22 protein-coding genes are annotated in these 23,753 nt (G+C 72.2%); 11 read left to right on the forward strand and 11 right to left on the reverse strand.

The window, feature by feature from the left end; all coding sequences use genetic code 11:
• Window positions 1–95: 95 nt before the first annotated feature.
• Window positions 96–860, reverse strand: coding sequence for a response regulator transcription factor (locus B2K11_RS00650; protein WP_163615892.1), 765 nt, complete (start codon window positions 858–860; stop codon window positions 96–98).
• Entirely contained in the window at window positions 857–2,155 is a 1,299-nt protein-coding gene (locus B2K11_RS00655; protein WP_163615893.1) for a sensor histidine kinase, read from the reverse strand. The genes B2K11_RS00650 and B2K11_RS00655 overlap by 4 nt, the downstream gene beginning before the upstream one ends.
• 192 nt (window positions 2,156–2,347) lie before the next feature.
• On the opposite strand from B2K11_RS00655, the gene B2K11_RS00660 reads away from it, so the two are divergent.
• The 3 genes from B2K11_RS00660 (at window position 2,348) to B2K11_RS00670 (ending at window position 4,267) form a co-directional block, all read left to right on the forward strand.
• Window positions 2,348–2,785 carry a glyoxalase gene (locus tag B2K11_RS00660; protein ID WP_163615894.1) on the forward strand — a complete coding sequence of 146 codons (438 nt, stop codon included), beginning with the start codon at window positions 2,348–2,350 and terminating at the stop codon, window positions 2,783–2,785.
• The gene (locus B2K11_RS00665) at window positions 2,786–3,526 is read left to right on the forward strand and encodes a helix-turn-helix domain-containing protein (protein ID WP_163615895.1); all 741 of its coding nucleotides are present in this window, start codon (window positions 2,786–2,788) and stop codon (window positions 3,524–3,526) included.
• 177 nt (window positions 3,527–3,703) lie between these two features.
• Window positions 3,704–4,267 (forward strand): hypothetical protein, encoded by a 564-nt coding sequence (locus tag B2K11_RS00670; RefSeq protein ID WP_239525530.1) that lies wholly within the window; start codon window positions 3,704–3,706, stop codon window positions 4,265–4,267.
• Window positions 4,268–4,294: 27 nt separating this feature from the next.
• Here the strand turns inward: B2K11_RS00670 and B2K11_RS00675 are convergent, their stop codons facing one another.
• A complete protein-coding gene (locus B2K11_RS00675; RefSeq protein WP_163615896.1) occupies window positions 4,295–5,134 on the reverse strand; it encodes an exodeoxyribonuclease III in 840 nt (279 codons plus the stop codon).
• Between the two features lie 200 nt (window positions 5,135–5,334).
• On the opposite strand from B2K11_RS00675, the gene B2K11_RS00680 reads away from it, so the two are divergent.
• From B2K11_RS00680 to B2K11_RS00700, 5 genes are all read left to right on the forward strand, one after another.
• Window positions 5,335–7,614 (forward strand): hypothetical protein, encoded by a 2,280-nt coding sequence (locus B2K11_RS00680; RefSeq protein ID WP_163615897.1) that lies wholly within the window; start codon window positions 5,335–5,337, stop codon window positions 7,612–7,614.
• A gap of 130 nt (window positions 7,615–7,744) precedes the next feature.
• A complete protein-coding gene (locus tag B2K11_RS00685; protein ID WP_163615898.1) occupies window positions 7,745–8,608 on the forward strand; it encodes a hypothetical protein in 864 nt (287 codons plus the stop codon).
• 30 nt (window positions 8,609–8,638) lie between these two features.
• Window positions 8,639–9,217, forward strand: a complete 579-nt coding sequence (pyrE, locus tag B2K11_RS00690; protein ID WP_163615899.1) for an orotate phosphoribosyltransferase — start codon at window positions 8,639–8,641, stop codon at window positions 9,215–9,217.
• Window positions 9,218–9,401: 184 nt separating this feature from the next.
• Window positions 9,402–9,992, forward strand: a complete 591-nt coding sequence (locus B2K11_RS00695) for a carboxymuconolactone decarboxylase family protein (protein WP_163615900.1) — start codon at window positions 9,402–9,404, stop codon at window positions 9,990–9,992.
• Between the two features lie 10 nt (window positions 9,993–10,002).
• Entirely contained in the window at window positions 10,003–10,890 is an 888-nt protein-coding gene (locus tag B2K11_RS00700) for an RNA polymerase sigma-70 factor (protein ID WP_163615901.1), read from the forward strand.
• Window positions 10,891–11,008: 118 nt separating this feature from the next.
• On the opposite strand, the gene B2K11_RS00705 is transcribed toward B2K11_RS00700, so the two are convergent.
• On the reverse strand, window positions 11,009–11,581 hold the full coding sequence (locus tag B2K11_RS00705) for a YdeI/OmpD-associated family protein (RefSeq protein ID WP_163615902.1): 573 nt from the start codon (window positions 11,579–11,581) through the stop codon (window positions 11,009–11,011).
• A 9-nt stretch (window positions 11,582–11,590) separates the two neighbouring features.
• Entirely contained in the window at window positions 11,591–13,030 is a 1,440-nt protein-coding gene (locus tag B2K11_RS00710) for a PLP-dependent aminotransferase family protein (RefSeq protein WP_163615903.1), read from the reverse strand.
• Between the two features lie 75 nt (window positions 13,031–13,105).
• On the opposite strand from B2K11_RS00710, the gene B2K11_RS00715 reads away from it, so the two are divergent.
• Entirely contained in the window at window positions 13,106–14,182 is a 1,077-nt protein-coding gene (locus B2K11_RS00715) for an aldo/keto reductase (RefSeq protein ID WP_163615904.1), read from the forward strand.
• Between the two features lie 297 nt (window positions 14,183–14,479).
• On the opposite strand, the gene B2K11_RS00720 is transcribed toward B2K11_RS00715, so the two are convergent.
• Window positions 14,480–15,289 carry an HAD-IIA family hydrolase gene (locus tag B2K11_RS00720; protein ID WP_163615905.1) on the reverse strand — a complete coding sequence of 270 codons (810 nt, stop codon included), beginning with the start codon at window positions 15,287–15,289 and terminating at the stop codon, window positions 14,480–14,482.
• 62 nt (window positions 15,290–15,351) lie between these two features.
• Between B2K11_RS00720 and B2K11_RS00725 the strand changes: the two genes are divergently transcribed.
• On the forward strand, window positions 15,352–16,293 hold the full coding sequence (locus B2K11_RS00725) for an SDR family NAD(P)-dependent oxidoreductase (protein ID WP_163615906.1): 942 nt from the start codon (window positions 15,352–15,354) through the stop codon (window positions 16,291–16,293).
• Between the two features lie 304 nt (window positions 16,294–16,597).
• Here B2K11_RS00725 and B2K11_RS00730 read toward each other — a convergent pair whose 3' ends face one another.
• Both B2K11_RS00730 and B2K11_RS00735 read right to left on the reverse strand, forming a co-directional pair.
• Entirely contained in the window at window positions 16,598–17,305 is a 708-nt protein-coding gene (locus tag B2K11_RS00730; protein WP_163615907.1) for a metal-dependent transcriptional regulator, read from the reverse strand.
• A gap of 22 nt (window positions 17,306–17,327) precedes the next feature.
• A complete protein-coding gene (locus B2K11_RS00735; protein ID WP_163615908.1) occupies window positions 17,328–18,770 on the reverse strand; it encodes an Nramp family divalent metal transporter in 1,443 nt (480 codons plus the stop codon).
• A gap of 479 nt (window positions 18,771–19,249) precedes the next feature.
• Here B2K11_RS00735 and B2K11_RS00740 point away from each other — a divergent pair, with 479 nt between their 5' ends.
• Entirely contained in the window at window positions 19,250–19,840 is a 591-nt protein-coding gene (locus B2K11_RS00740; protein ID WP_239525546.1) for an RNA methyltransferase, read from the forward strand.
• 12 nt (window positions 19,841–19,852) lie between these two features.
• Here the strand turns inward: B2K11_RS00740 and B2K11_RS00745 are convergent, their stop codons facing one another.
• From B2K11_RS00745 to B2K11_RS00755, 3 genes are all read right to left on the reverse strand, one after another.
• The gene (locus B2K11_RS00745; protein ID WP_163615910.1) at window positions 19,853–21,067 is read right to left on the reverse strand and encodes an FAD-dependent oxidoreductase; all 1,215 of its coding nucleotides are present in this window, start codon (window positions 21,065–21,067) and stop codon (window positions 19,853–19,855) included.
• Window positions 21,064–22,125 carry a semialdehyde dehydrogenase gene (locus tag B2K11_RS00750; RefSeq protein WP_163615911.1) on the reverse strand — a complete coding sequence of 354 codons (1,062 nt, stop codon included), beginning with the start codon at window positions 22,123–22,125 and terminating at the stop codon, window positions 21,064–21,066. Before B2K11_RS00750 ends, B2K11_RS00745 begins: the two co-directional genes overlap by 4 nt.
• Window positions 22,126–22,289: 164 nt before the next feature.
• Window positions 22,290–23,609, reverse strand: a complete 1,320-nt coding sequence (locus B2K11_RS00755; RefSeq protein ID WP_163615912.1) for an MATE family efflux transporter — start codon at window positions 23,607–23,609, stop codon at window positions 22,290–22,292.
• Between the last annotated feature and the right edge of the window lie 144 nt (window positions 23,610–23,753).

Genomic DNA, 23,753 nt, shown 5'->3' on the forward strand with positions numbered 1-23,753 from the left:
GCGTTCGTCTCGCTCGTTCCTCGCCCGGGCGACGACCCACTCGGTCGTTGAGCGAGCGAAGCGAGACGAAACGCGCCGCGTGCGAGCCGCCCGGGTCAGGTCAGGCCGTGGCGGTGGGCGTAGACGACGGCGGCGACGCGGTCGCGGGCGCCCAGCTTCTGCAGCACGTTCGACACGTGCGTCTTGACGGTGGCCTCGCCGATGTAGAGCCGCTGGGCGATCTCGGCGTTGCTCATCGCCTGAGCAACGAGCCGCAGCACCTCTCCCTCGCGCTCCGTGAGCTCGACGACGGGCGCTTCGACAGGCTCAGCGACCGCTGGCGCCCGATCCCGCGCCGCAGATGCCGGTCCCTGCGCGGAACCCGGTCCCTGCGCGGAGCCCGGTCCCTGAGCCTGTCGAAGGGCAGCTGCGGCCGGCGGGGCGATCTCGGACTGCGCGAAGCGGGCGATGACGCGACGGGTGACCTCGGGGGCCAGCAGCGCGTCGCCGGCGGCGGCCACGCGCACCGCCGCGATGAGCTCCTCGGGGCCGGCGTTCTTCAGCAGGAAGCCGCTCGCGCCGGCAGCGAGCGCGTCGAACAGGTAGTCGTCGCGGTCGAACGTCGTCACCACGACGACGGCCGCGTCGACGGCTCCGTCGCGCGTGATGCGCCGGGTGGCCTCCAACCCGTCCATGTCGGGCATCTGCACGTCCATGCAGATCACGTCGGGGCGGAGAGCGGATGCCGCAGCCACCGCCTCGACGCCGGTCGCGGCTTCGCCGACGACGGCGATGTCGCCCGCCGACTCGAGGATCATGCGGAAGCCCGCCCGCATCACGGCGTGGTCGTCGACCAGCAGCACGCGGATCGCGTCGCTCACGCGCCCACCCCGGCCCGCGGCGCACCCGTGCCGACCGGGGCGGCGAGCGGCACCCGCAGCCGCACCAGGAATCCGCCGCGTCCGCGGGGTCCGGTCTCGAGCACGCCGCCCGACGCCGCCGCCCGCTCGCGCATCCCCACGAGACCCAGGCCGGGCCGCATCGGGGCCGCGACCGAGCGCCCGGTGTTGACGACTTCCAGCTCGACGGCGTCGGCGCCGTAGCGCAGGCGGAGGTCGGCTGCGGCATCCGGTCCGCCGTGCCGGCGGGCGTTGGTGAGCGCCTCCTGCGCGACGCGGTAGATGTTCACCTGGACGAGGTCGGGAAGCTCCACCGGGTCGCCGACGACGGTCAGCGTCGTGGGCAGGCCGTTGTCGTTGGCGTGCGCGACCAGCTCCGCGAGCGCCGACAGCTGCACCGTCGAGGCGCCGTCGGTGTCTCCCGCGGTGGTCCGCAGGGTCTCGAGCAGCTGGCGCAGATCGGCGATCGCCGAGCGCGCGGACTCCTCGATGCCGAGGAGCGCCGTGCGCGCGGCATCCGGATCCCGCTCCAAGACCGCCCGGGCGGCTCCGGCCTGCACGCCCATCGCGGACACATGGTGCGCGACGACGTCGTGCAGTTCGCGGGCGATGCGCACGCGGTCGAGCGCGACGGCCTGAGCGGCGGTCACCTCGCGCTCGCGCTCGAGCTCGCGCGTGCGCTGCTCGAGGGCCGAGCGCGACATGGCGGCGGCATACGCGCGGTCGCCCATGTAGTACGCCCCGCCGAAGAAGCCCGCGTTGACGAGCAGCTGCAGCAGCAGCATCGCCGCGAACGGCGAGAACACGCCGGCCCGGGAGAGTCCCTCGTCGGAGGGATCGATCGCCGTCTGGAACATGGTGACGATCAGCCACACGAACATCGCGACGATGACGCCGACGCGCACCCACAGGGCGCGGCGCCGGTCGTCGACCCAGGCGCCGACGGTGTACATCGCGATGAACATCGCGATGTTCGAGACGTAGAGATCGGGGATCCGCACCGTCACCCCGACGAAGAACACGACCGCGATGACGACGACCACGACCTCGGGGAAGCGCCTTCGCACCGCGAGGGGGGCCGTGAGTCCGAGGCTGTACAGCAGCGCCCACTGCATGCCCTCGGTTGCATCGGAGCCGTACACGCCCGCCACCGACCCGAGCGCCGTGCTCAGGACGGCCGAGACGAACAGGCCCGCGGCCAGCCAGACGTCGTTGCGCTGGTCGACGGACGTCGGCCGCGGGCGCCGGACCGGGTGCGCGGCGGTGAGGTCGGACATCCCTCCACGCTAGGGCGGAGTCGCCGCCGTGGCATCCCCCGGGAGGCGGAGGCAGGATGCCGCCTCGCGCGTTCGAAGAGGCATTTACTTGCTATTGACAAGCAAGCTTGTTTTTTGCAACCATGGTTCGAGAAGCTCACCACCGCGCGAGCTCACCGACCACAGCAGTTCGAATCCAGAAGGAGCAAGGCAATGACGCACATCTTCGTCAACATCCCGACGAACGACCTCGAGCGCTCGAAGGCGTACTACACCGCCCTCGGCTGCTCGCTGAACCCGCTCTTCACCGACGAGAACGCCGCCTGCGTGGTGTGGAGCGACGACATCTTCTTCATGGTGCTCACCAAGGAGTACTTCTCGACGTTCACCGAGAAGGAGTTCGCCGACCCGCGCACGCATGCGCAGGTGCTGCTCTCGATCAGCCGCGAGTCCCGCGACGAGGTCGACCGGATCGTCGACGCCGGCGTCGCGGCCGGCGGCACGTCCCCCGGCGACCCGCAGGACTACGGCTTCATGTACGCGCGCGACCTCGTCGACCCCGACGGCAACGGCATCCAGTTCATGTACATGGATCCGCAGGCCGCCGCCGAAGGACCCGAGGCCTACTTGGCGGAGCAGGCGCGGGCGTAAGTGGCCTCCCGCAGCTACGGGCAGTACTGCGGGGTCACGACGGCCGTCGAGCTGATCGGCGAGCGGTGGGCACTGCTCATCGTCCGCGATCTGCTCGTCGGGCCGCGCCGCTACACCGACCTCAAGCAGGGTCTGCCCAAGATCCCCACCAACATCCTCTCCACACGGCTCAAAGAGCTGCAGGAGGGCGGCGTCGTGCGCCGCGTTCCGCTCCTGCACTGCGGGCTGGTGTACGAGCTGACGCCGTACGGTCGCGAGCTCGAGCCGATCGTGCTCGCCCTCGGCCGGTGGGGATTCGCGCACATGGGCGACCCGGCACCAGACGACGTGGTGACCGCGGACTCGCTCACGATGGCGCTGCGCACCGCATTCCGGACGGATGCCGCCGCCGACCTGCCGCCGGCCGACTACGAGCTGCACGTGGCCGACGTCGTGCTGCGCGTGCACGTCGACCCGTCGGGTCTGCGGATCGCCCAGCTGCAGCCCGCCGGACGGCCGGTCGATCCCCGCCTCGGAACACGGGCCTCGGTCGTGGACGACCCCGACCTGGTCTTCGCGGCGGGCCCCGGCATCCGTCGCCTCATCTCGGGCGAGCTGACCCCGGCCGACGCGATCGACCAGGAGGTGCTGGCCGTGGTGGCCGGCGACGCGACGCTGCTCGAGCGGTTCGCGCAGACGTTCTCGATCCCGCTCAGCGCCGGCGCGCAGACCCTCGAGGATCCGCTGACCACGGTCGTGTAGCGAGACGGAGGCCGTCGCAGGGCGTCAGCGGGCGGTCGCCCGGATCGCGACGCGGGCGATGCGGCCCTCCCCACCGCGCCTTCCCGACGGAGTCATGACGCGCCGGAAGCAGAAAAGTCTGCGGATCATGTGGCGTGGAGCGACGGATGCCTCTCACCGGCGCGATACCGTGCGGCTGTGACCGCGTCCACCCCGCCCGCCGACGAACACCACCGCCATCGCGACGTGCCGGTGGGTGTGGCCATGGTGGGGATGGTCGCGATCGCGTGGTGGCCCGCCTTCACGCTCGGCGTGTGGGGCGAGGTGTTCTTCGACGACATCCTGGCGCTCTGGGCCGCCTCCACCGCGGCCTTCGTGTTCGTGCTCGTGGAGCGGCGCCCCGTCGGGGGCCGGCTCGCGCGGGCTTTCGTCCTGCTGCTGCCCTCGGTGTGGCTCGTCCTCAACTTCGTGGTCGCCGACGACACCACCGACATCGCGCTGGCCATCGTCGACCTCGCGGCGATCGCGGCCGTCCTGCTGGGCATCCCGTTCACCCTCTGGGTGCTGGTGCGCGTCGTCTGGCCCGACTTCGCGACCGAGACGCGGCGACGCACGAAGTGGCTGATCGCGGTCGTGGTGCTCGGCGTCGCCGTCACCTCGTTCGTGCTCGGGCTCAACCAGGAGCACTTCCTCACGTGCAGCGACTTCGACATCAGCGGCAACTCCGCGCCGCCGGGGTGCACGCCCGGCCCGACGGACTGACACCGGGCCCGCGCGGCCCCGGGTGCGTCAGAAGATCATCGGGCGATCGTCGTCGTCGGGGCCCTCGAGGTCGAGGTCGACGACGACGGGCACGTGGTCGCTCGGCGCTTCGCCCTTTCGTTCGTTGCGGTGGATCGTCGCGCCGGTGACGGCTTGCGCGATCGCGTGGGAACCGAGGATGAAGTCGATGCGCATGCCCTCGTTGCGCGGGAACCGCAGCTGCTTGTAGTCCCAGTACGTGTACCCCGTCGGCACCAACGGCCGCACGACGTCCTGCAGACCGGCGGACTCGAGCGCCGCGAACGCCTCGCGTTCGGGCGGCGACACGTGGGTCGCGAAGCCCTGCACCACGGCGGGGTCGCCGTTGTCGGCATCCGTCGGGGCGATGTTGAAGTCGCCGACCAGCGCGAGGGCGAGATCGGGGTTGGCGGCGAGGGAGTCCGACGTGTACTGGCTGAGCGCCGACAGCCAGTCGAGCTTGTAGAAGTAGTGCGGGTCGCCGAGCGAGCGGCCGTTCGGCACGTACAGGCTCCACACCTCGACGCCGCCGACGGTGGCGCCGATCGCGCGCGCCTCCTGCGGAGCGTCGGGACCGTTGTGCCCCTTCTCGAACCCCGGCATGCCCGGAAACGCCGTGCGCACGTTCGTGAGCGGCTCACGGCTGGCGATGGCGACGCCGTTCCACTGCGAGAAGCCGTACGCCTCGACGTGGTAGCCGGCCTCCTCGAAGCGGTCGAAGGGGAACTGCTCCGTCTTGCACTTGATCTCCTGCATCGCGAGCACATCGATGTGCTCGCGCACCGCGAAGTCGACGATGCGGTCGACTCGCGCGCGGATGGAGTTCACGTTCCAGGTGGCCAGGCGCATGGGATCAAGCCTAGGCGGGGGCGCGGACGCGCAGGAGCGGATGCCGCCCCCGCCGGCTCCACGCCCACTAGACGCACCGCCTTGCGCGTGGGAGCCTCGAGGTGTTCGGGTGCCGGGCCGCGGCACGGGCGTATCAGTGCCGTGCGCGCGGGTCTCCTATTGTCAGCGGCCGCGTCCGCGGCCGGGAATGAGGGTTTCCCATGGACCACGACTGCGGCTGCGGCCGCGCGGCGTCCGCCGCGCACGACGCGCCTCTCGAATTCGACGCCGACGGCGAGCTGGTCGTCGGCCCGGTCATCCGCCCCGAGCTGCTGACCCGACCGTGTGCCATCGGCACGCTCGACGGGTCCTGGCTGCTCGAGCTGGAGCGCCGCACGGTGTTCGGCCCCGAGGTGCGCGGTGCGCTGCGCATCGAGGTGGGTGCGTCGTCGCTGCGCGTCTCGGGCGACATGTACTCGCGCCGGGTCTTCCCGCCGGTGCTCACCGAGTTCGAGTTCGAGCGGATCCGGCCGATCCCGATCCCGTTGCCCGGCCGCGGCGACCACGACGCCGACACCGCCGCCGACGCAGACGCCCGCGGCGCTGCCGAAGACGAGACCGCCATCCTCTCGGAGTTCCTGCCGTTGGGGCTGCGTTGGTATCCGGCATTCCCGGCGTCGGAGTACTCCTGGTACTTCCGCTCCAACGGCTCGACGTACGTCGATGGCACGCTCACCGTGCAGATCGTGCGGCATCTGTGGAACCGCACGACGCAGGAGTTCGTGTCGACCGACACCGGCACGCTCACGCTCCGCTGCCGGCGTCCGCTCGTCGTGACGACGGCATCCACCCTTCTCGGCGAGTCGCAGCGCATGACGGGCACGCTGTCGATCGGCGGCACCGTCACGAACGTCACCGCGCGCAAGACGTCACCGATGTATCGCGGCTGCCGCATCGAGGTCGATGCCATGGTGAACCGCGTGTTCCCGGCATCCGCCACCATCGGCTCGGGCGCCGCCGCCACCGTGCGTTCGGTCTATGCCGGGGCTGGGTGGGACGTCACCGTCGTCACCGACGAGATCACCGTGCCCAACGACGCGGATCTCACCAACGCCGAGCTGGCGACACTCATGTCGGGGCACCGCCAGACGGTCAGCGGCGAGTCCTGGCGGCTGTGGCTGTTCGTGGGCTCTACGCAGGGCGGGCTGTTCGGGATCATGTTCGACGACGACACCGTGCCCCGGGAGGGAGCCGCAGGCTTCGCCGACGTGCAGCTCGGGAACGACTCCTTCATCGCCGCGGCGGCGCGCGGACGCCCGCTCGACGAGGTGCCCGCGGCGTTCCTGCGCACCCTGGTGCACGAGGCCGGCCATGCGTTCAACCTGTGGCACCCGAAGCACGACGTCCACAACCCGGGCATCGGCATCGAGATCATGAACCAGACCGGCGACGTCATGGGGTTCGCGACCACGGCCAATCCCTATCCGGGCAATGCCTCGTTCGCGTTCTCGAACCATGACCGCACCTCCCTCATCCACTCGCCCGACCCGCAGGTGCGGCCCGGCTGGAAGAACTTCGGGTGGGGTCACGGCGACCTGTCCGCCGGTCTGCCGGCCCCGGTCGACGTCGCGGGGCTCGGCGGCGACACGGGCGATGAGGGACTGGAGCTCACCGTCGCGATGCCCGCCCAGGCGTTCGTCGGCGAGTACGTCACCGCCGAGGTCGTCCTCACGAACGTGTCGGACCAGCCTCGCACCGTCACGACGCTGATCAACCTGTCGGAGGGAGACCTGGTCTTCCTCCACACGCCACCCGATCACTCGCTCCAGCACCTCGTCGACGTGGCGATCGGCTGCGGGCCACGCCCCACGACGGTGCTGCAGCCCGGCGAGTCGATCCGCAACCACGTCCAGGTGTTCTTCACGAACCAGGGCGTGACCTTCACCGAGCCCGGACGCCATACGATCACCGCCCAGCTCGAGGTCGATGCGATGACCACGGTGCGCTCCACTCCGATGACCGTCGACGTGCGGGGGCCCGGCTCGGACGCCGAGGTCGACATCAGCGCCAAGACCCTCACGCCGGGTGTGGGGCGTGCGATCGCCCTGGGCGATTTCGCGACGGATGCCGCAGCCCGCGCGGTGCTGACCGACCTGGCCGAGCAGCACAGCGACACCGACACCGGTGCGGCCGGCGCGCTCGTGCTCGCCAATGCCCTGGCCCGGTCGTTCACCGACGTCCGTGCGCGTGATGTGCGCGAGGCGGCGCCGGACGAAGCCGCCCACTTCCTGGAACTGGCGCTCGCCGGCCGATCGGCCGAGCGCGTCGCCGCCCTGGCGGTGACCGTCGCCAGCCCGACCGAGAAGGACGCCCCGGTCGTGGCCGACACGATCGCGGCGCTGAAGTCGCGTGCGAAGGGCGGAGCCCGTTCGGCCGCCGGCAAGGACGCCGCGGCGGCCGAGCGCATCGCGGCGGACTTCGCCGCGCCGGAGGGCCGCTGACCCTGGCGCCCGGGCCGGTTCGACAGGAGATTTCGCCTTCCGCAGGAGGTTTGACCGTTTCAACGTCCTGTGGAGGGCGGTTTCTCCTGCGGAGGGTGACACGGAGCCCGCGCGGGGGAAGGATCGAGCCGTGACACCTCTCGCGGACGGCGGTGGACTGGAGCTGCGGCTCCGGCCGGCAGCGGCCGAGCCCGCACGCGGGGCGGCTCCCGGGGACGCGCCGGCCGCTGACCCCGCACGCGGGGCGGCTCCCGGGGACGCGCCCGGGACTGTGCCGCCCGAGCCGCGGAGCGACTCGACGGCGCGTGGAGCGAGCGCATGGACCGTCCCGCTCGATCGCATCGCGTTCGCGGACGTGGAGCTCGTCGCGCGTGGGGCCGTGACGGTCAGCGCGCGGCTGAACCTCGTCGAGGGCGACCTCGAGATCGACGTCACCGCGCCGGGTCGGCCGCCGCTGCGCGCGACGTGGCCGTGGCCGGTCGACTCCGCGCCGCGGTCGGTCGAGCTCGCCGCGGGTGAGCGCCTCGTCGCATCGGTGCCGCTGCTCGCCGCGGGCAGCGCGCCGCTGTTCCCCGCCCCCGGCCGGTACGTGCTGACCGCGCGATTCGCCGCGCGCCCGGGCGAGACGATCGAAGCGCAGCCGGTGGAGCTCGTGCGCACCGTCCCCAGCGACACCGACGCCGCCCGCACCGCAGGCCTCGGCGACCGCGACGTGCTGCAGAGCCTCCTCGGCGCCGGGGTGATCGGCGCCGCCGAGCCTGCGCTGGAACGCCTCGCGGCCTCGGCCGACGCCGGGACGGCCGCTGCGGCGAATCTGGCGCTCGGCCGTACCGCGGCGCTGGCCGCCGCCGCCGACGACCCGGCGGTGACGCGCGCGGTCGCAGCGCTGCTGCCTCCCGGTGCGACCGGGCCCGACGAGCGGCGCGACGCCGTGCTGCCCGCCGCCGGGGCTCGGAGCGCCGCTGCGCTCACGGGCCGGGCTCTACCCGAGTGACCGGCCCGCGGCATCCGTAGACTCATTGCCATGACCGTCGCCTCCACGCCTGCGCTCGAAGCCGATCGCCAGTACCTGATCGCCCTCATCCAGGACGAGGCGGTGTTCCACGGCGACTTCACGCTCTCGAGCGGCAAGAAGGCGACGTACTACGTCGACATGCGCAAGCTCACCCTCGACCACCGGGCCGCGCCGTCCATCGGACGCATCATGCTCGACCTGATCCGCGACGTCGACGGCATCGTCGCCGTGGGCGGGCTCACGCTCGGCGCCGACCCGATCGCGAACGCCGTGATGCACGAGTCCGCCCGCACCCACATGCCGCTCGACGCGTTCGTGGTGCGCAAGGAGCCCAAGGACCACGGCCGAGGGCGCCAGGTGGAGGGGGCGGATGTCGCGGGCAAGCGCGTCGTCGTGCTCGAAGACACCTCGACCACGGGTCAGTCCGCGCTCAAGGCCGTCGAGGCGCTGCGCCGCGAGGGAGCGGAGCCCGTCGCGGTGGCCGTCATCGTCGACCGCAAGACCGGCGCCCAGGCGGCCGTCGAGGCGGAGGGCCTGCACTGGCTGGCGGCGATCGACCTCGACGACCTGGGCCTCGAACCGCAGTAACGCCGGGCGCCGGGCGGAACCGCAGCGACGCGAGCGCGGCAGTATCCGGCGAGCGCGGCGTCGGGCGGCGCAGCGCTCGCAGCAGACTGCCGCGCTCGCGGGTCATTTCCGCCGGGATGTCACAGGGCAGTACCGGCCGGTGTCTCCATGTCGAAGGACCCGATCCGACGACACGGAGGAAGACATGACTGAGACGACCCGCATCCCCGCGACCGAGGTCACCGGCGTCTACGGCGCCCTGGTCAAGGCGATGGCCAGGAAGATGATCGGCCGCGTGCCCGACTCGGTCGGCGTGCTGTGGCACCACAAGGCCGTCATGAAGGACTCGATGGGCATCGGCCAGAAGGTCGAGCACTGGCACGAGCTCGATGCCGACCTATCGACCTACGCCGCGATGGCGGCGGCAGCGATCATCGGCTGCAGCTTCTGCCTCGACTTCAACTACTTCATGTCGCGCAATCGCGGCGTGGACGGTGCCAAGGTCCGCGAGGTTCCGCGCTGGAGGGAGTCGACGTTGTTCACGCCGCTCGAGCGTCAGGTCATGGAGTACGCCGAGGCGGTGAGCCAGACGCCGCCGGCCGTGACCGACGAGCTGTCGGACGCCCTGCTCCCGCAGCTCGGCGAGGCGGGCCTCATCGAGCTCGCGGCCCGCGTCGCGTTCATGAACATGTCGGCCCGCATGAACGTGGCGCTCGGCATCCGCTCGGAGCACTTCGCCGACTCGTGCGGGCTGCCGCCGCTCGCCGAGCGACCGGCCGTCGCCGTCCGCGCGTAGGCTCGCCGACATGAGCGCCACCGAGGTCGACGACCCGTTCGTCGCACACCGGAATCTGCTGTTCACGGTCGCGTACGAGATGCTCGGCTCGGCCGCCGACGCCGAGGACGTGCTGCAGGAGTCGTGGCTGCGTTGGGCGGACGTCGACCGCGACACCGTGCAGGAGCCGCGCGCGTACCTCGTGCGTGTCGTGACGCGACAGGCGCTCAACCACCTGCGCACGGTGTCGCGGCGTCGCGAGGACTACGTGGGGGAGTGGCTCCCCGAGCCGCTGCTCACGAGCCCCGACGTCGCGGAAGACGTCGAGCTCGCCGAGAACCTCTCCATCGCGATGCTCACCGTGCTCGAGACACTGGGGCCCGCCGAGCGCGCCGTGTTCGTGCTGCGCGAGGTGTTCGACGTGCCCTACGACGAGATCGCGGATGCCGTCGGCAAGACCCCTGCGGCGGTGCGGCAGATCGCCCACCGGGCGAAGGACCACGTCGCAGCCCGGCGTCCGCGTGTGCGGGTCGTGCCGTCGGAGCACGAGGAGGCCGTCGAACGTCTCGTCGCGGCACTCAACACCGGCGACCTGCAGGGGCTGATGGACGTGCTCGCTCCCGACGTGGTGTCGGTGGCGGACGGCGGCGGCAAGGTGAAGGGCGCCGCGCGCCGTCCGATCGTCGGCGCCGAGCGCCTCGCCCGCTACCTCATCGGCGGCATGTCGAAGCTCGAGGGCACACTCGTCGCGTCGGCGACGTGGGTCAACGGCCAGCCGGGGATCCGGGTGGAGCTCGACGGTCAGCTGACCGGAGTCGTCAGCCTGACGGTGGCGGACGGGCGGATCACGCAGATCTACTCCATCGCCAATCCCGACAAGCTGGGCTGGCTCGACGCCGAGGCGGAGGTCGCGCGCTGATCCGCTGATCAGTCGCCGCGGCCGCGGCCGCGCCACAGCTGCCAGACCACGACGATGAGCGTGGTCAGCGTGATGAGCGCCGTGACCACCAACAGGAGCGTCTGCTCGGTCGACGAGATCACGGGCGCTTCCCCTCGGCGGCGTCGGCGACGACCTTCGCGATGCGTGCGGCCCGCGTCTCGGGCCGCCGGGCGGAGTCGACGCTCGCGATGCCGATCTTGCGGGTCGAGGGCGGGAACGCGTCCCAGGTGCTGCGCGCGGCCGGGACCGCGTCGAGCGCGACCGCGAGGTCGTTGGGCTCGCGCAGCGCCTCGGCGTTGTCGAGCACCGTCCACGACCCGTTCTGCTTCGCCAGTTCGATGGCACGGATGCCGGCTTCCGTGAGCAGCCCCTCGGCCTCGAGCTGCGCGACCCGCGCCTTGTTCGTCGCCGCCCAGCCGCTCGAGGGCCGCCGCGGAGCGAACCAGAGCCCCCCGCGCTGCTCGTCGAACGAGCGCACCGGGCCGTCGATCCAGCCGAAGCACAGCGCCTGCTGGATCGCCTCCTCATAGCCGACCAGCTCGAGCCCCGACCCCTGCCGGGGCCTCACCAGCCATGCGCCCTTCGCGGTGCGATGGTTCGCCTCGAGCCAGGCCCGCCAGGCGGCGGCATCCTTCACTTCCACTTTCTCACCATCGTCGAGCGCGCCCATGCCGCGACCCTATCGGGAGCCGCCGACCTCGCGCGCAGCGGCCTCGCGGACCGCGGCGGCGAGCATACTCACGGCTTCCTCGACGAGCGGATCGGCGAGGTCGCCATAGCCGAGCACGAGCTGCTCGGGGGCAGGGGCGTCGGGCGAGACGCGATACCGGCGGATGTCGGTGAGTGCGACGTCGCGGGCCCCGCCGAGGCGCACCACGTCCGCCGCGCGGACGCCCGCAGGGAGGTCGAGCACGACGTGGAGTCCCGCGGCGATGCCCGACACGCGGCACTCGGGCAGCGCGCGCTCGAGCGCTGCGAGCAAGGCCTCGCGCCGGCGCCGATAGCGCGTGCGGGCGGCCCGCAGGTGGCGGTCGAGGCCGCCCGCGGCGAGGAAGCGGGCGAGTGCGAGCTGGTCGATCGTCGACGGCGCGGAGGCCCCCGCGTCGCGGGCACCGTCCCGCAGCCACGGCGGGAGCACCAGCCAGCCGAGGCCGAGGGCGGGCGTCGCGGTCTTGCTGAGGCTGCCCGCGAGCACGACCCGGTCGGGCGCCATTGCCTGCAGCGCCCCGATCGGCCGGCGGTCGTAGCGGAACTCGGCGTCGTAGTCGTCTTCGATCACGACGCCGTCGCGCCCGCGGGCCCAGGCGATCAGTCGGTCGCGCCGTTCCGCCGTCAGAGCCACGCCCACGGGGAACTGGTGCGCGGGCGTCACGAGCGCGGCGCGCGCGCCGGTGCGGACGGATGCCGCGGCCAGCGCGTCGACGTCCACCCCGTGCGCGTCGACCCGGACGGGCACCGACGTGAGGCCCTCCGCCGCGGCCACCTGGCGCATGCGCTGCCACGACGGATCTTCCACGAGGATCGCCGTGTGCCCGTGCTCGCGCAGCACGCGGGCCACCCGCCGCATGCCGTCGGCGGCGCCGTGCGTGACCACGACGGCGTCGGCATCCGCCCTCGCGAATCGTGCGCGCGACAGGTAGGAGGCCAGCACAACCCGCGCCGCCGGCACATCGCCGTCGAGCCGGAACAGCTCGGCGTCGGGGGTCTCGGCCAGCACCTCGGTCATCGCCCGGAGCCACAGTGCGCGCGGTGCGTGCCGCAGGTCGGGCACGCCCGGTGCGAGGTCGAAGCGCGGTCGTCGCTGCGCCGCCACGGGTGCGGGCGCCTGACGTGCGGCCGAAACGCCCACGCGCGCGGCGACCCGCGTGCCCGACCCGGTCCTCGCCTCGAGGATCCCCTCGGCGGTGAGCCGCCCGTACACCTCGGTGACCACCCAGCGGGAGACGCCCAGCGACGTCGCGAGCAGCCGGCTCGGGGGAAGGACGGCGCCGGAGGGCAGGCGGCCGGTGGCGACGGCATCCCTCACCGCCAGCTCGAGGCGCACGTGACGCGGGCCGTCGTGCGCCGAGAGGTCGAGCAGCGTCTCCCACGCGATCGGATTGGTCTGGACTGCTGCCATGGAATCGGATCGTACTCCCAGTCCGTTCCCGTTCCACGATGGAGGTATTCCTTCCCACCCCAGAAAGGGAACCCCATGCAGTACCGCACCATCTCCAACGGGACGACCTCGTTCGAGGTCTCGACCCTGTGCCTGGGCACCATGTTCTTCGGCACGCGCACCGACACCGCGACATCGCTCGAGATCCTCGACCGCTTCGCCGACGCGGGCGGCACCTTCGTCGACACCGCGAACAACTACAACGCCTGGGTCGGCGGCCACGGCCGCGACAGCGAGGACGTGCTCGGCGAGTGGATCCGCCGCCGCGGCGGTCTCGGCGACGTGCGCCTCGCCACGAAACTCGGCGCCGCGAAGAAGGACCCGGCGCTGCCGCTGCAGACCGTCAAGCCGACGAACTACCAGGGCCTGTCGGCCGAGGTCGTCGCGCGCGAGGCGCGCCTCAGCCTGCAGCACCTCGAGATCGACCGCATCGACGTGCTGTACGGGCACGTCGACGACCGCGAGACCCCGCTCGCCGAGACCGTCGCCGCCTTCGGGCAGCTGCAGCGCGAGGGCCTCGTCGGCATCTCCGGCATCTCGAACGTCGCGCTCTGGCGCCTCGTCGAAGCGCGTGAGGAGGCGCTGCGGCAGGGCGTCGACCCGTACGGGGTCGTGCAGCAGGGATACAGCTACGTGTACCCCAGCCCCGCCGCGGGGCGCACGAACGACGTGTCGGCGGACCTGCTCGACTATGTGCAATCTCTGGCCGCGGGCGCTGTCGAATCCCTGGCCGCAGGCGCCGCTGCCGCCGCGGGCGCTGACGGTCGCCCGCCGCTCACCATCACGGCGTACTCGCCCCTGCACCAGGGCGCGTTCACGCGCGACGACAAGCCGCTGTGGGCGCCGATGCGCCACGCGTCGAACCGCGAGCGCCTGCGGGTGCTGCACGACGTCGCGGCCGAGATCGGCGCGACGCCGAACCAGGTCGCGCTCGCGTGGCTGCTGGGCGGTGCGGTGCCCGTGATCCCGGTGGTCGGCATCTCCAGCGTCGCGCAGCTCGAAGAGGCTCTGGCCGCCGTTGACCTCGTGCTCGAGCCCGAGGTGCGCGCGCGCCTCGACGCCGCCGACCTCGTGCTCGACGCAGAGGTGCGTGCGCGCCTCGAGCTGGCGTAACCGGACCGGGTGCGGCGGGCGCTGCGGAAGCCCGCCGCACCCGCGCGGCCGCGGGCTGAGGCATCCCTGTTCCTTGGTCCTCATCTCGGCGCGTTTCCTCAACTGAGGACGTGGCGTTCCCGAATTCGTCGACGCCGGGCATCGCGCGAGGACACGCCAACCTCAGCTGAGGACGCGCGGCTCCTCAGCTGAGGACGCGCGGCTCCTCAGCTGAGGACGCGCCGCTCCTCAACTGAGGACGGACGGATGCCGTGGGTCGCGGCATCCTGCCCCTCGAAAGCCCTGCGGTGCGAAGCGCTAGAGCAGCTCGGGGTCCTCGGACTCGACGGGCTCGGCGTCGAGCAGGTCGGCGACCGAGTCCAGCACCTCGTCGGGGCGGAACGGGTAACGCGCGATCTCGGCCGTGTCGCTGATGCCGGTGAGCACGAGCACGGTGTGCAGTCCCGCCTCGATGCCGGCGACGACGTCGGTGTCCATGCGGTCGCCGATCATGCCCGTGTTCTCGGAGTGGGCGCCGAGGCGGTTCATCGCCGAGCGGAACATCATCGGGTTGGGCTTGCCGACGACGTACGGCTCCATGCCCGTCGCCTTCGTGATGAGCGCCGAGATGGCGCCGGTCGCCGGCAGCAGGCCCTCGGTCGACGGACCGGTCGCATCGGGGTTCGTAGCGATGAAGCGGGCGCCGGCGCCGATGAAGCGGATCGCCTTGGTGATCGCCTCGAACGAGTAGTTGCGGGTCTCGCCGACGACGACGTAGTCGGGGTCGGTCTCGGTCATGATGAAGCCGGCCTCGTGGAGCGCGGTCGTGAGGCCCGCCTCGCCGATGACGAACGCCGTGCCGCCGGGCATCTGCGACTTCAGGAAGTCGGCGGTCGCGAGTGCTGAGGTCCAGATCGACTCCTCCGGCACGATGAGGCCCGAGGCGCGCAGCCGCGCCGACAGATCGCGCGGCGTGAAGATCGAGTTGTTCGTGAGGACGAGGAACGGCACGCCCTGCTCGCGCCACTGCTGCAGCAGGGCGGAGGCCCCCGGAACCGGGGTGTTCTCGTGCACCAGCACGCCGTCCATGTCGGTGAGCCAGCATTCGATATCAGACCTCGTGCGCATGCGTTCCAGGCTATGCCGTGGCATGGCATGAGCAGGTGTCGCGCGGGCGTAGGGTCGATCCCGTGACGTGGGATCCCCGCAGCCTTCCCGACCTGGCGGGTCGTGTCTATCTGGTGACCGGATCGAACGCCGGCCTCGGCTATTTCGCGTCCGAACAGCTCGTGCGTGCGGGTGCCCGGGTGCTCATGTCGGCCCGCCATCCCAACCGGCTGTCGGCGGCGCGCGCCGCGATCCGGCGGCGGGTTCCGGATGCCGCACCCGACGCGACCGAGCCGCTCATCCTCGACACCAGCAACCTGGCCTCGGTGCGTTCGGCGGCCGCGAGCGTGCGGGGCAAGGGCGGCCTGGACGGCGTCCTCCTCAACGCCGGCATCGTCCATGCGCCGAAGTCGCGCGAGACCACCATGGACGGGCACGAGGTCGTGTTCGCGACCAACGCGCTCGGGCACTACGCGCTCGCCGGAGAGCTGCTCACCGCCTTGGCACAGGCATCCGGTCGCATGGTCTGGCTGGGGAGCATGTCGACCTCGCTCACGCCCTACGACCCCGTCGACCCGCAGCTCGCCGACCGGTACACCGCCTGGCGCGCGTACGTGCAGTCGAAGGTCGCCACCGCCGCACTGGGCTTCGAGGCCGACCGGCGCCTGCGCGCGGCCGACATCCCCGTGGCGAGCGTCGTCGCGCACCCGGGGTATTCGACGGGCGGCAGGACGCCCGGCATCGTCGGGGTCAACGAGCCCTCGCGCGCCAAGCGGTTCCGCGACAACCTGCAGGCCGCGATCGCGCAGTCGAAGGAGCACGGCGCGTGGTCGCTCGTGCGCGCGCTCACCGACCCCGAGGTCGAGGGCGGGGAGTTCTGGGGGCCGCGCACCGGCTCGCGCGGCGAACCCCGCCGGCAGACCGCGGCCAAGATCACCCGTGACCCGGAGGTGGGCGCACGTCTCTGGGACTTCGCCGAGACGGCCACCGGCGTGCACTGGCCGTTCGAGGTCGCGGCGCGCTGACCTGCGTGGGGAGCGTTCGCCCGTAGATCGCCGCGGCATCCGTCGCCGTGTGGCTACGGCGAGCAGTAGCGCGTGTGGCCACGGCGAGCAGTCGCGCGTTCGATGTTCTGTCCCGAAGGCGCATGTCCCACTTTCCACCGTTCAAGGCGGCGCTTGCGGCCGAAGCTGGGACATCAGCGACCGAAATCGGGACACGATCGACCCAGACTTCGGATGCCGCGGAACCGCGAGTGACGCGGAACCGCGAGTGACGCGGAACCTCGGATGCCGCGCAACCGCGGGTGACGGGCGGGGCCGCGTGCGCTCAGGCCTCGGGGTCGGCGCTGAGCCACACGGCGGTGGCGGCGGCGGGCGGCAGAGACACCTCGGCGGCACCGATCCGCAGAGCCGCGGCGTTCCCGACGCCCCCTCCACTCGCCGCCGGCGCGTCGAGCGGAGCCTCCGGGTGCGTCGGCCCGATCACCGTCACCGTCGCCCCGACCGCGACGCCGGCCGACTCCACGGCCCGCAGCAGTTCGGGGTCGCGGTCGCTCACGCGCAGCACGCGGCCGACGTGGCCCGCCGGCGCCCGGCCGAGCAGCACGAAGGGCTCGCGGTGGACATGGCCCGCGGCATCCGGGATCGCATCGCCGTGCGGGTCGAAGCGCGGACGCCCGAGGCGCTCGTCGATGCCCTCGAGCAGCCGGTCGCTGAGGGCGTGCTCGAGCACCTCGGCCTCGTCGTGCACCTCGTCCCACGCGTACCCGAACTCGCGCACGAGCCACGTCTCGATGAGCCGATGGCGGCGGATGATGGCGGCCGCGCGCCGCTCGCCCTCGGCGCTCAGTGACACCGGCCCGTACGGGCGGTGGGTGACGAGCCCCTGAGCCGCGAGCTTCTGCACCATCTCGGTGACGCTCGACGGCGCGAGCCCGAGCTCGCCCGCCAGCTGCGACGGCGTGATGCGGTCGTCCTGCCACTCGGTGTGGTGGTAGATCGTCTTGAGGTAGTCGTCGACGGCAGGAGAGGCCACGGCTTCAGGGTACCGGCGGCCGTCACGCCCCCGTGAGCACCAGGAACAGCAGCACGCCGTTGAGCGCGATCAGGAAGACGGATGCCGCGATGCCCGCGATCGTCGTCCACACCCGGTTGCGGAACCCGCCGAGCACCTCGCGGTTCGCGGTCAGCGCCACCAGCGGCACCAACGCGAACGGGATGCCGAACGACAGCACGACCTGGCTCAGCACCAGCGCCACGGTGGGGTCGAAGCCGATCGCCAGGATGATGAGCGCCGGGATGAGCGTCACGAGGCGGCGTGCGAGGAGGGGCACGCGGATGTGCAGCAGGCCGTGCATGATCTCGGCGCCGGCGTAGGCGCCGACCGACGTGCTCGCCAGCCCGCTCGCGAGGAGGCCCACCGCGAACAGGGTCGCCACGAGCGGACCCAGCCCGGCGTACAGCGCGGCGTACGCGCCCTCGAGCGAATCCGTGCCCGGCACCCCGGCCAGGTTCGCCGCGGCCAGCAGCAGGATGCACAGGTTCACGGTGCCGGCGATGAGCATCGCGATCGACACGTCCCACTTCGTCGCGCGCAGCAGGCGGCGGGTCGGGATGCCGCGCAGCTCGGCCAGCGTCGCGTCCGGCGCCGACCGGTCGCTCAGTGGCTGCGTCTGTTCCGGAGCGCTCGCACCCCGGTCGTTGAGCGAGTCCTCATCCCGGTCGTTGAGCGAGCGAAGCGAGTCGAAACGCCCCGTACCGACGTCTGACGATGCTTCCGGGCGTTTCGTCTCGCTCGTTCCTCGCTCGCTCAACGACCGGGGATATGGTCGGGGCGCGAAGCGGTCCCGTGCCAGGGCACTGTGCGCATAGATCGCGTGCGGCATGATCGTCGCGCCCAGGATCGAGGCGGCCAGCAGCACCGAGTCCGTGCCCTCGAAGCGCGGCACCAGGCCTGCGACGACGCTCGCGCCGTCGGGCGGTGCCACGAACACGCCGAACGAGAACCCGATGGCGATGATCGCGAGCAGGCCGATGATCACGAACTCGAACGGTCGCGGCCCGCGGCGCGACTGGATCAGCAGCAGCGTGATCGACACGGTGCCCGTGATCACGCCGCCCCAGAGCAGGGGGACGCCGAACAGCAGGTTCAGTGCGACGGCCCCGCCGATCACCTCGGCGATGTCGGTCGCCATCGCGACGAGCTCGGCCTGCAGCCAGTACGCGCGGCGACCCCATTTCGAGCGGATGCGGAGCCCCAGGGTCTCGGGCAGGCTCCGACCCGTCACGATGCCGAGCTTGGCTGACAGGTACTGGATGAGCCAGGCCATGACGTTGCCGAGTACGACGACCCAGACCAGGAGGTAGCCGTACCGCGCGCCGGCGGTCATATTGCTCGCGACATTGCCCGGGTCGAGATACGCGACGCCGGCCACGAGGGCAGGCCCGATCAGCCAGGCCAGGCGCGGCATCGATGCGCGGCGGGCGGGAGCTGGCGGCATCCTGACATCTTCGGCAGTTTTCGGCACACCGAAACCATAACCTTTTTTCGGCTCACCGAAAAGTGGTTCCGGTCATTGAGCGAGGAGCTCCAGCGACCGAGACGAAACGGGATGACCGGCTCGGTCCCGGTCGTTGAGCGAGGGAGCGCCCGAGACGAAACGGGATGACCGGCTCGGTCCCGGTCGTTGAGCGAGGGAGCGCCAGCGACCGAGACGAAACGGGCTGACCGGCTCGGTCCCGGTCGTTGAGCGAGGGAGCGCCAGCGACCGAGACGAAACGCCTTGGGCTTGCGAGAAGGTCTGAGGCGTTCGTCTCTGCGTTTCGACTCGCAAGCTCGCTCAACAATCGGCAAGGGCGCGGGGCGGGTGGTCGGCGCGGATAGCCTGGGCCGGTGACCTCGCCCGCCCCGCCCGCCCCGGAGCCCGCCGAGTCGACGCCGGCCGAGCCGACGCCGGCCGAGCCGACGCTTCCGGTCGGTGTGGGGCCGTGGCCGGGCGGGCCCGACGCGTGGCCCGACGACCCGCGGTACGACCCCGAGCTGCTCGCGAACGGCGATGCGCGCAACGTCATCGATGCCTACCGCTACTGGACGATGGACGCCATCGTCGCCGACCTCGACACGCGGCGCCACCCGTTCCACGTCGCGATCGAGAACTGGCAGCACGACATGAACATCGGCTCGATCGTCCGCAGTGCCAATGCGTTCCTCGCGGCCGAGGTGCACATCATCGGCAAGCGTCGGTGGAACCGTCGCGGCGCGATGGTCACCGACCGCTACCAGCACGTGCGCCACCACGAGACCGTCGAGGACTTCGCGACGTGGGCGGATGCCGTATCTCTCCCCGTCATCGCCATCGACAACGTCGAGGGCTCCAAGCCGCTCCCCGCCGCCGACCTGCCCGAGCGGTGCGTGCTGCTGTTCGGTCAGGAGGGGCCCGGGCTCTCGCCGGAGGCGCTGGCCGCGGCATCCGCCACCGTCCAGATCGAGCAGTACGGCTCGACGCGCTCGATGAACGCCAGCGCCGCGGCCGCCGTCGTCATGTACGAGTGGTGCCGCCGCTGGGCGTGAGCCCTCGGTCGATCAGGCGGGTGCCGCGCTCAGGGCGGCATCGCCCGTCGACGGCGTCGCGACCTCGACTCGGCGGGTACGCGGCGTGAACGCGAACCGCGCGAGATCCGACACGACCCCCGCCGCGCGGGCCCGCGAGGGCATGAAGCGCAGGAAGAACACCAGCCGCAGCATCCAGGCGAGCGCACCGGTGAACGGGACACCGTACAGCTCGGAGATGCCGCGGCCGAGGCCGAACGAGGCCGCGCGGCCCAGCCCTCGATACGTGAAGACCCGGGGCGCCTTGCCCCTCAGTCTCCGTGCGATCGCGCGGCCGATGTGGTCGCCGCCCTTCATGGCCCAGAGCGCGTTGGCCGGAACGGGCTCCCCGCTCTTGGGGTGCTCCACCCGCGCACCGTCGCCGGCCGCCCACACGCCGTACCTGACGGCGAGCGTGCGTCCCGTCCGCAGTCGTCCGCGCTCGTCGCGCCACGGGTCGAGCCCCGGGAGCTGCACGGGACGCTGCCCGGTCGCCGCGACGACTGTCGCCGTGGCGAGCGTGGTGCCGTCGGACAGCACCGCCGTCGTCGGCGTGACCTCTGTGAGACGCACGCCCCGCAGCACCCGTACCCCGAGGCGGTCGAGCTCCTTCTCGGCGCGCGCCACCAGCCCCGGCTGATCGGACCACTCGCCGAGGATCCGGCTTCCCGAGTGCACGAGGGTCACCGGATGCCCGCGGTCGGCGATGGCCGCCGCCAGCTCGGCGCCCGCGATCCCGCCACCGGCCACGACGACGGGAGACCCCGGAACCGACCCGAGGTGGTCGGCGAGCGCGGCGATCTCGTCCGGACCCCGGAGCGTCCGGCCGTACTGCTCGAGCCCGGTGACCTCCGACGCCGGCTCCCTCGCTCCAGTGCCCACCACGAGGTGGTCATAGGTCAGCACCTCGGCCGCCTTCTCGCCGCGCCGGTACGACACCGACTGGTGGACGGTGTCGATGCTCAGCGCACGGCCATCGATGATGCGGGCGAGCGGCATCGCCTCCGCGAGGGGCGTGGCGACGCGATCGGGATCGATCATGCCGGCGACGAGTTCGCCCGTGAAGCCGTGGAACCGGTGTGCGCGATCGGCCGAGATCACCACGATCTCGAGCTGCCCGCTCGAGAGGTCGCGCCCGCGCCGGCGGGCCAGCGTCGCGTACGTGTGCAGGGTCACGTAGCCGCCGCCGAGCAGCACCACGCGGGTCATGCGATCACCGCCGCACGCGACTCGAGCGCGACCGGCCTGCCGAAGCTGGTCGGGTCGGCGGCGTGGAACCCGAGGTGACCGAGTCCCCGCGCGCGCTCGCGGATGGCGTCGACCTGGTCGAGCGTCGGATTGCCCAGCGAGAAGTGCCCGGAGTGCCCCGAGAGGGCGAGGATCGCGGTCTCGGCGAAGCAGGCGTACGAGCGGCCGTCCGGCAGGCCGATCTCGCCACCGGTGAGGCGCAGGCTCGGGATGGAGACGATTCCCCCGTCGACGACGAGCACGTCGGGCCGCGCAACCGCGAGCGCCGGCGACGTGTTCCGGGGCTGCGTGGCGTCGAGCACGATCGCGCCGGGCGCCAGGTGCTCGGGTCCGAGGAGCGTGTCGGCGGACGCGGTCAGGAGCACCACGAGGTCGGCGTCGCCGACGGCGTCGATGCTCTGGGCGGTCGCGACGTCGACGTCGCCGGCGATGCTCGCGGCCAGTGCTTCGAGGCGGGGAGCGGTCCGCGCGATGAGCGTCAGGCGGGCGTCGGCGCAGTCGCGGGCGAGGAGCTTCGTCACCGCAGTGCCGACGCTGCCGGTCGCCCCGACGACAGCCACGTGCGGCCGCGATGCCCGCGACGAGACGTGGGGGAGCAGCATCCGGATCTGGTCCTCCACGATCGCCGCGGTGAAGGCGTTGCCGTTCGTCACCGCGATGTCGGTGCGCTCGCGCAGCGTGATGCCGCCCGCGGTCACCGTCGCGGTCAGGGCGCCGAGGCCCACCACGTCGGCACCCAGCGCCGCTGCACGATCCACCGCTCGGCTGACGCGGCGGCGGCCCTCTTCGACGTTCGACAGGAGGTGGCGCGCACCGAACGGCACCAGCACGACGTGGCCGACGCGCTCGCCGCCGATCTGCACGCTCGCCATCGTCACCGGGGCCAGCGGCAGGCGCCGCAGCGCGGTGTCGTAGACCCGCTCGGGAACGAGTCCCAGCGGTCGCCAGGCGCGCGCGAGGTCTTCGCGCAGGCGTGCGCGTGGGTGAACGGTGAACGCGAAGGTTCCGGTGCCCGACATGGGTGCTCCTTCCGGCGCCGCCGAATGCGCGCCATGCGAGCAAGGAGTGGCCGGGGGCGGCGCTGATACGCCCTCGGCGAGGTGGAGACGGTGGGGGGCGCACCGGCGGGGGGGCCGAGGGTGGGCGCGGCCAGACGGTGGCTGCGGCCCGAAGCCCTTCGTCGTCAGGCGGGGACGGACATCCAGGCCGCGCCGCGGACGCGCCAGCCGAGCGTCGCCAGCCGCGCCAGCATGTAGACGCCGAAGAACGCGACCGCGAGCCAGGCCAGCCCGGCGGCGCCCACCGGCTGCAGCACGGCGACGAGCACCAGCGCCGGCAGGTACGGCACGAGGTTGAGGACGCCGGCGATCGCGAGGTACTTCGCGTCGCCCGCGCCGATGAGCACGCCGTCCAGCACGAACACGATGCCGCACACCGGCTGTGCGATCGCCAGCACGATGAGCGCGGGCTGCACCAGGGTCGCGATGCCGGGGTCGCCGGTGAACAGCAGGCCGATCACACCCGACAGTGCTCCGATCACCGCCCCCGTGATCACGCCGAACCACGTGCCCCACGCGACGGTGCGGCCGAGCACGCGGTGCACGAGGCCCCGGTCCTCGGCGCCGAGTCCCTTGCCGATGAGCGCCTGCGCGGCGATCGCCAGTGCGTCGAGCGCGAACGCCGCGGTCGAGAAGATCGTGAACGCCACCTGCCAGCCGGCGAGCTCGACCGTGCCGAGGCCGGTGGCCACCGCGACCGTCGCGAGCAGCGCGATCCGCAGCGAGACCGTGCGCAGGAACAGCCAGCCGCCCGACCGCGCCGAGCCGCGCACGCCTTCGCGCTGGGGGCGGATGGATGCCTCGTGCCGCCGTGCGAGCCGCCCCACGACGAACGCGTACGCGGCGACCATGCCCCACTGCGCGACGACGGTGCCGACCGCCGACCCCGCGATGCCCCACCCGAAGCCGTAGATGAACGCCCAGTTGAGGAGGGCGTTCGCGGCGAAGCCGAGCCCGGCGATCCACAGCGGCGTCACGGTGTCCTGCATGCCGCGGAGGAGGCCCGTCGCGGCGAACACGACCAGCATCGCGGGCAGCCCCCACATCGAGATGCCGAGGTAGATCTCGGCCTGCTGCGCGACCTCCGGTGTCGCGCCGAAGAGCCCGACGAGGAAGGGTGTCGCCACATAGCCGACGAGTGCCAGCACGGCACCGATGCCGAGGGCGAGCCAGATGCCGTCGATGCCGACCGACACCGCGCGCGAGGGGTCGCCCGCGCCGAAGCGCCGGGCGACGGCCGGCGTCGTCGAGTAGGCGAGGAACACCATCAGCCCGACGATCGTCTGCAGCACCGCCGACGCGATGCCGAGGCCCGCGAGCGGCTCCACGCCGAGATGGCCGACCAGCGCCGAGTCGACGATGAGGAACAGCGGCTCGGCGACGAGGGCGCCGAGCGCCGGCACCGCGAGCCGCAGGATGTCGCGGTTCAGGGTGTCGGTCGTCACCCTCAGAGCCTAGAAGGCGCAGCCGACGGCCGGCGCGCGCTCGGACACGAGGCTGCGGCATCCGTCGACATCACAATGCGGTCACGGGCGTCGAAGACGGCCGCACCAGGACGCCCGCACGAGGGATCGCCGGTCTCGGGGCGA

The sequence above is a fragment of the Microbacterium sp. B35-30 genome, assembly GCF_010634855.1.
GTDB lineage: Bacteria > Actinomycetota > Actinomycetes > Actinomycetales > Microbacteriaceae > Microbacterium.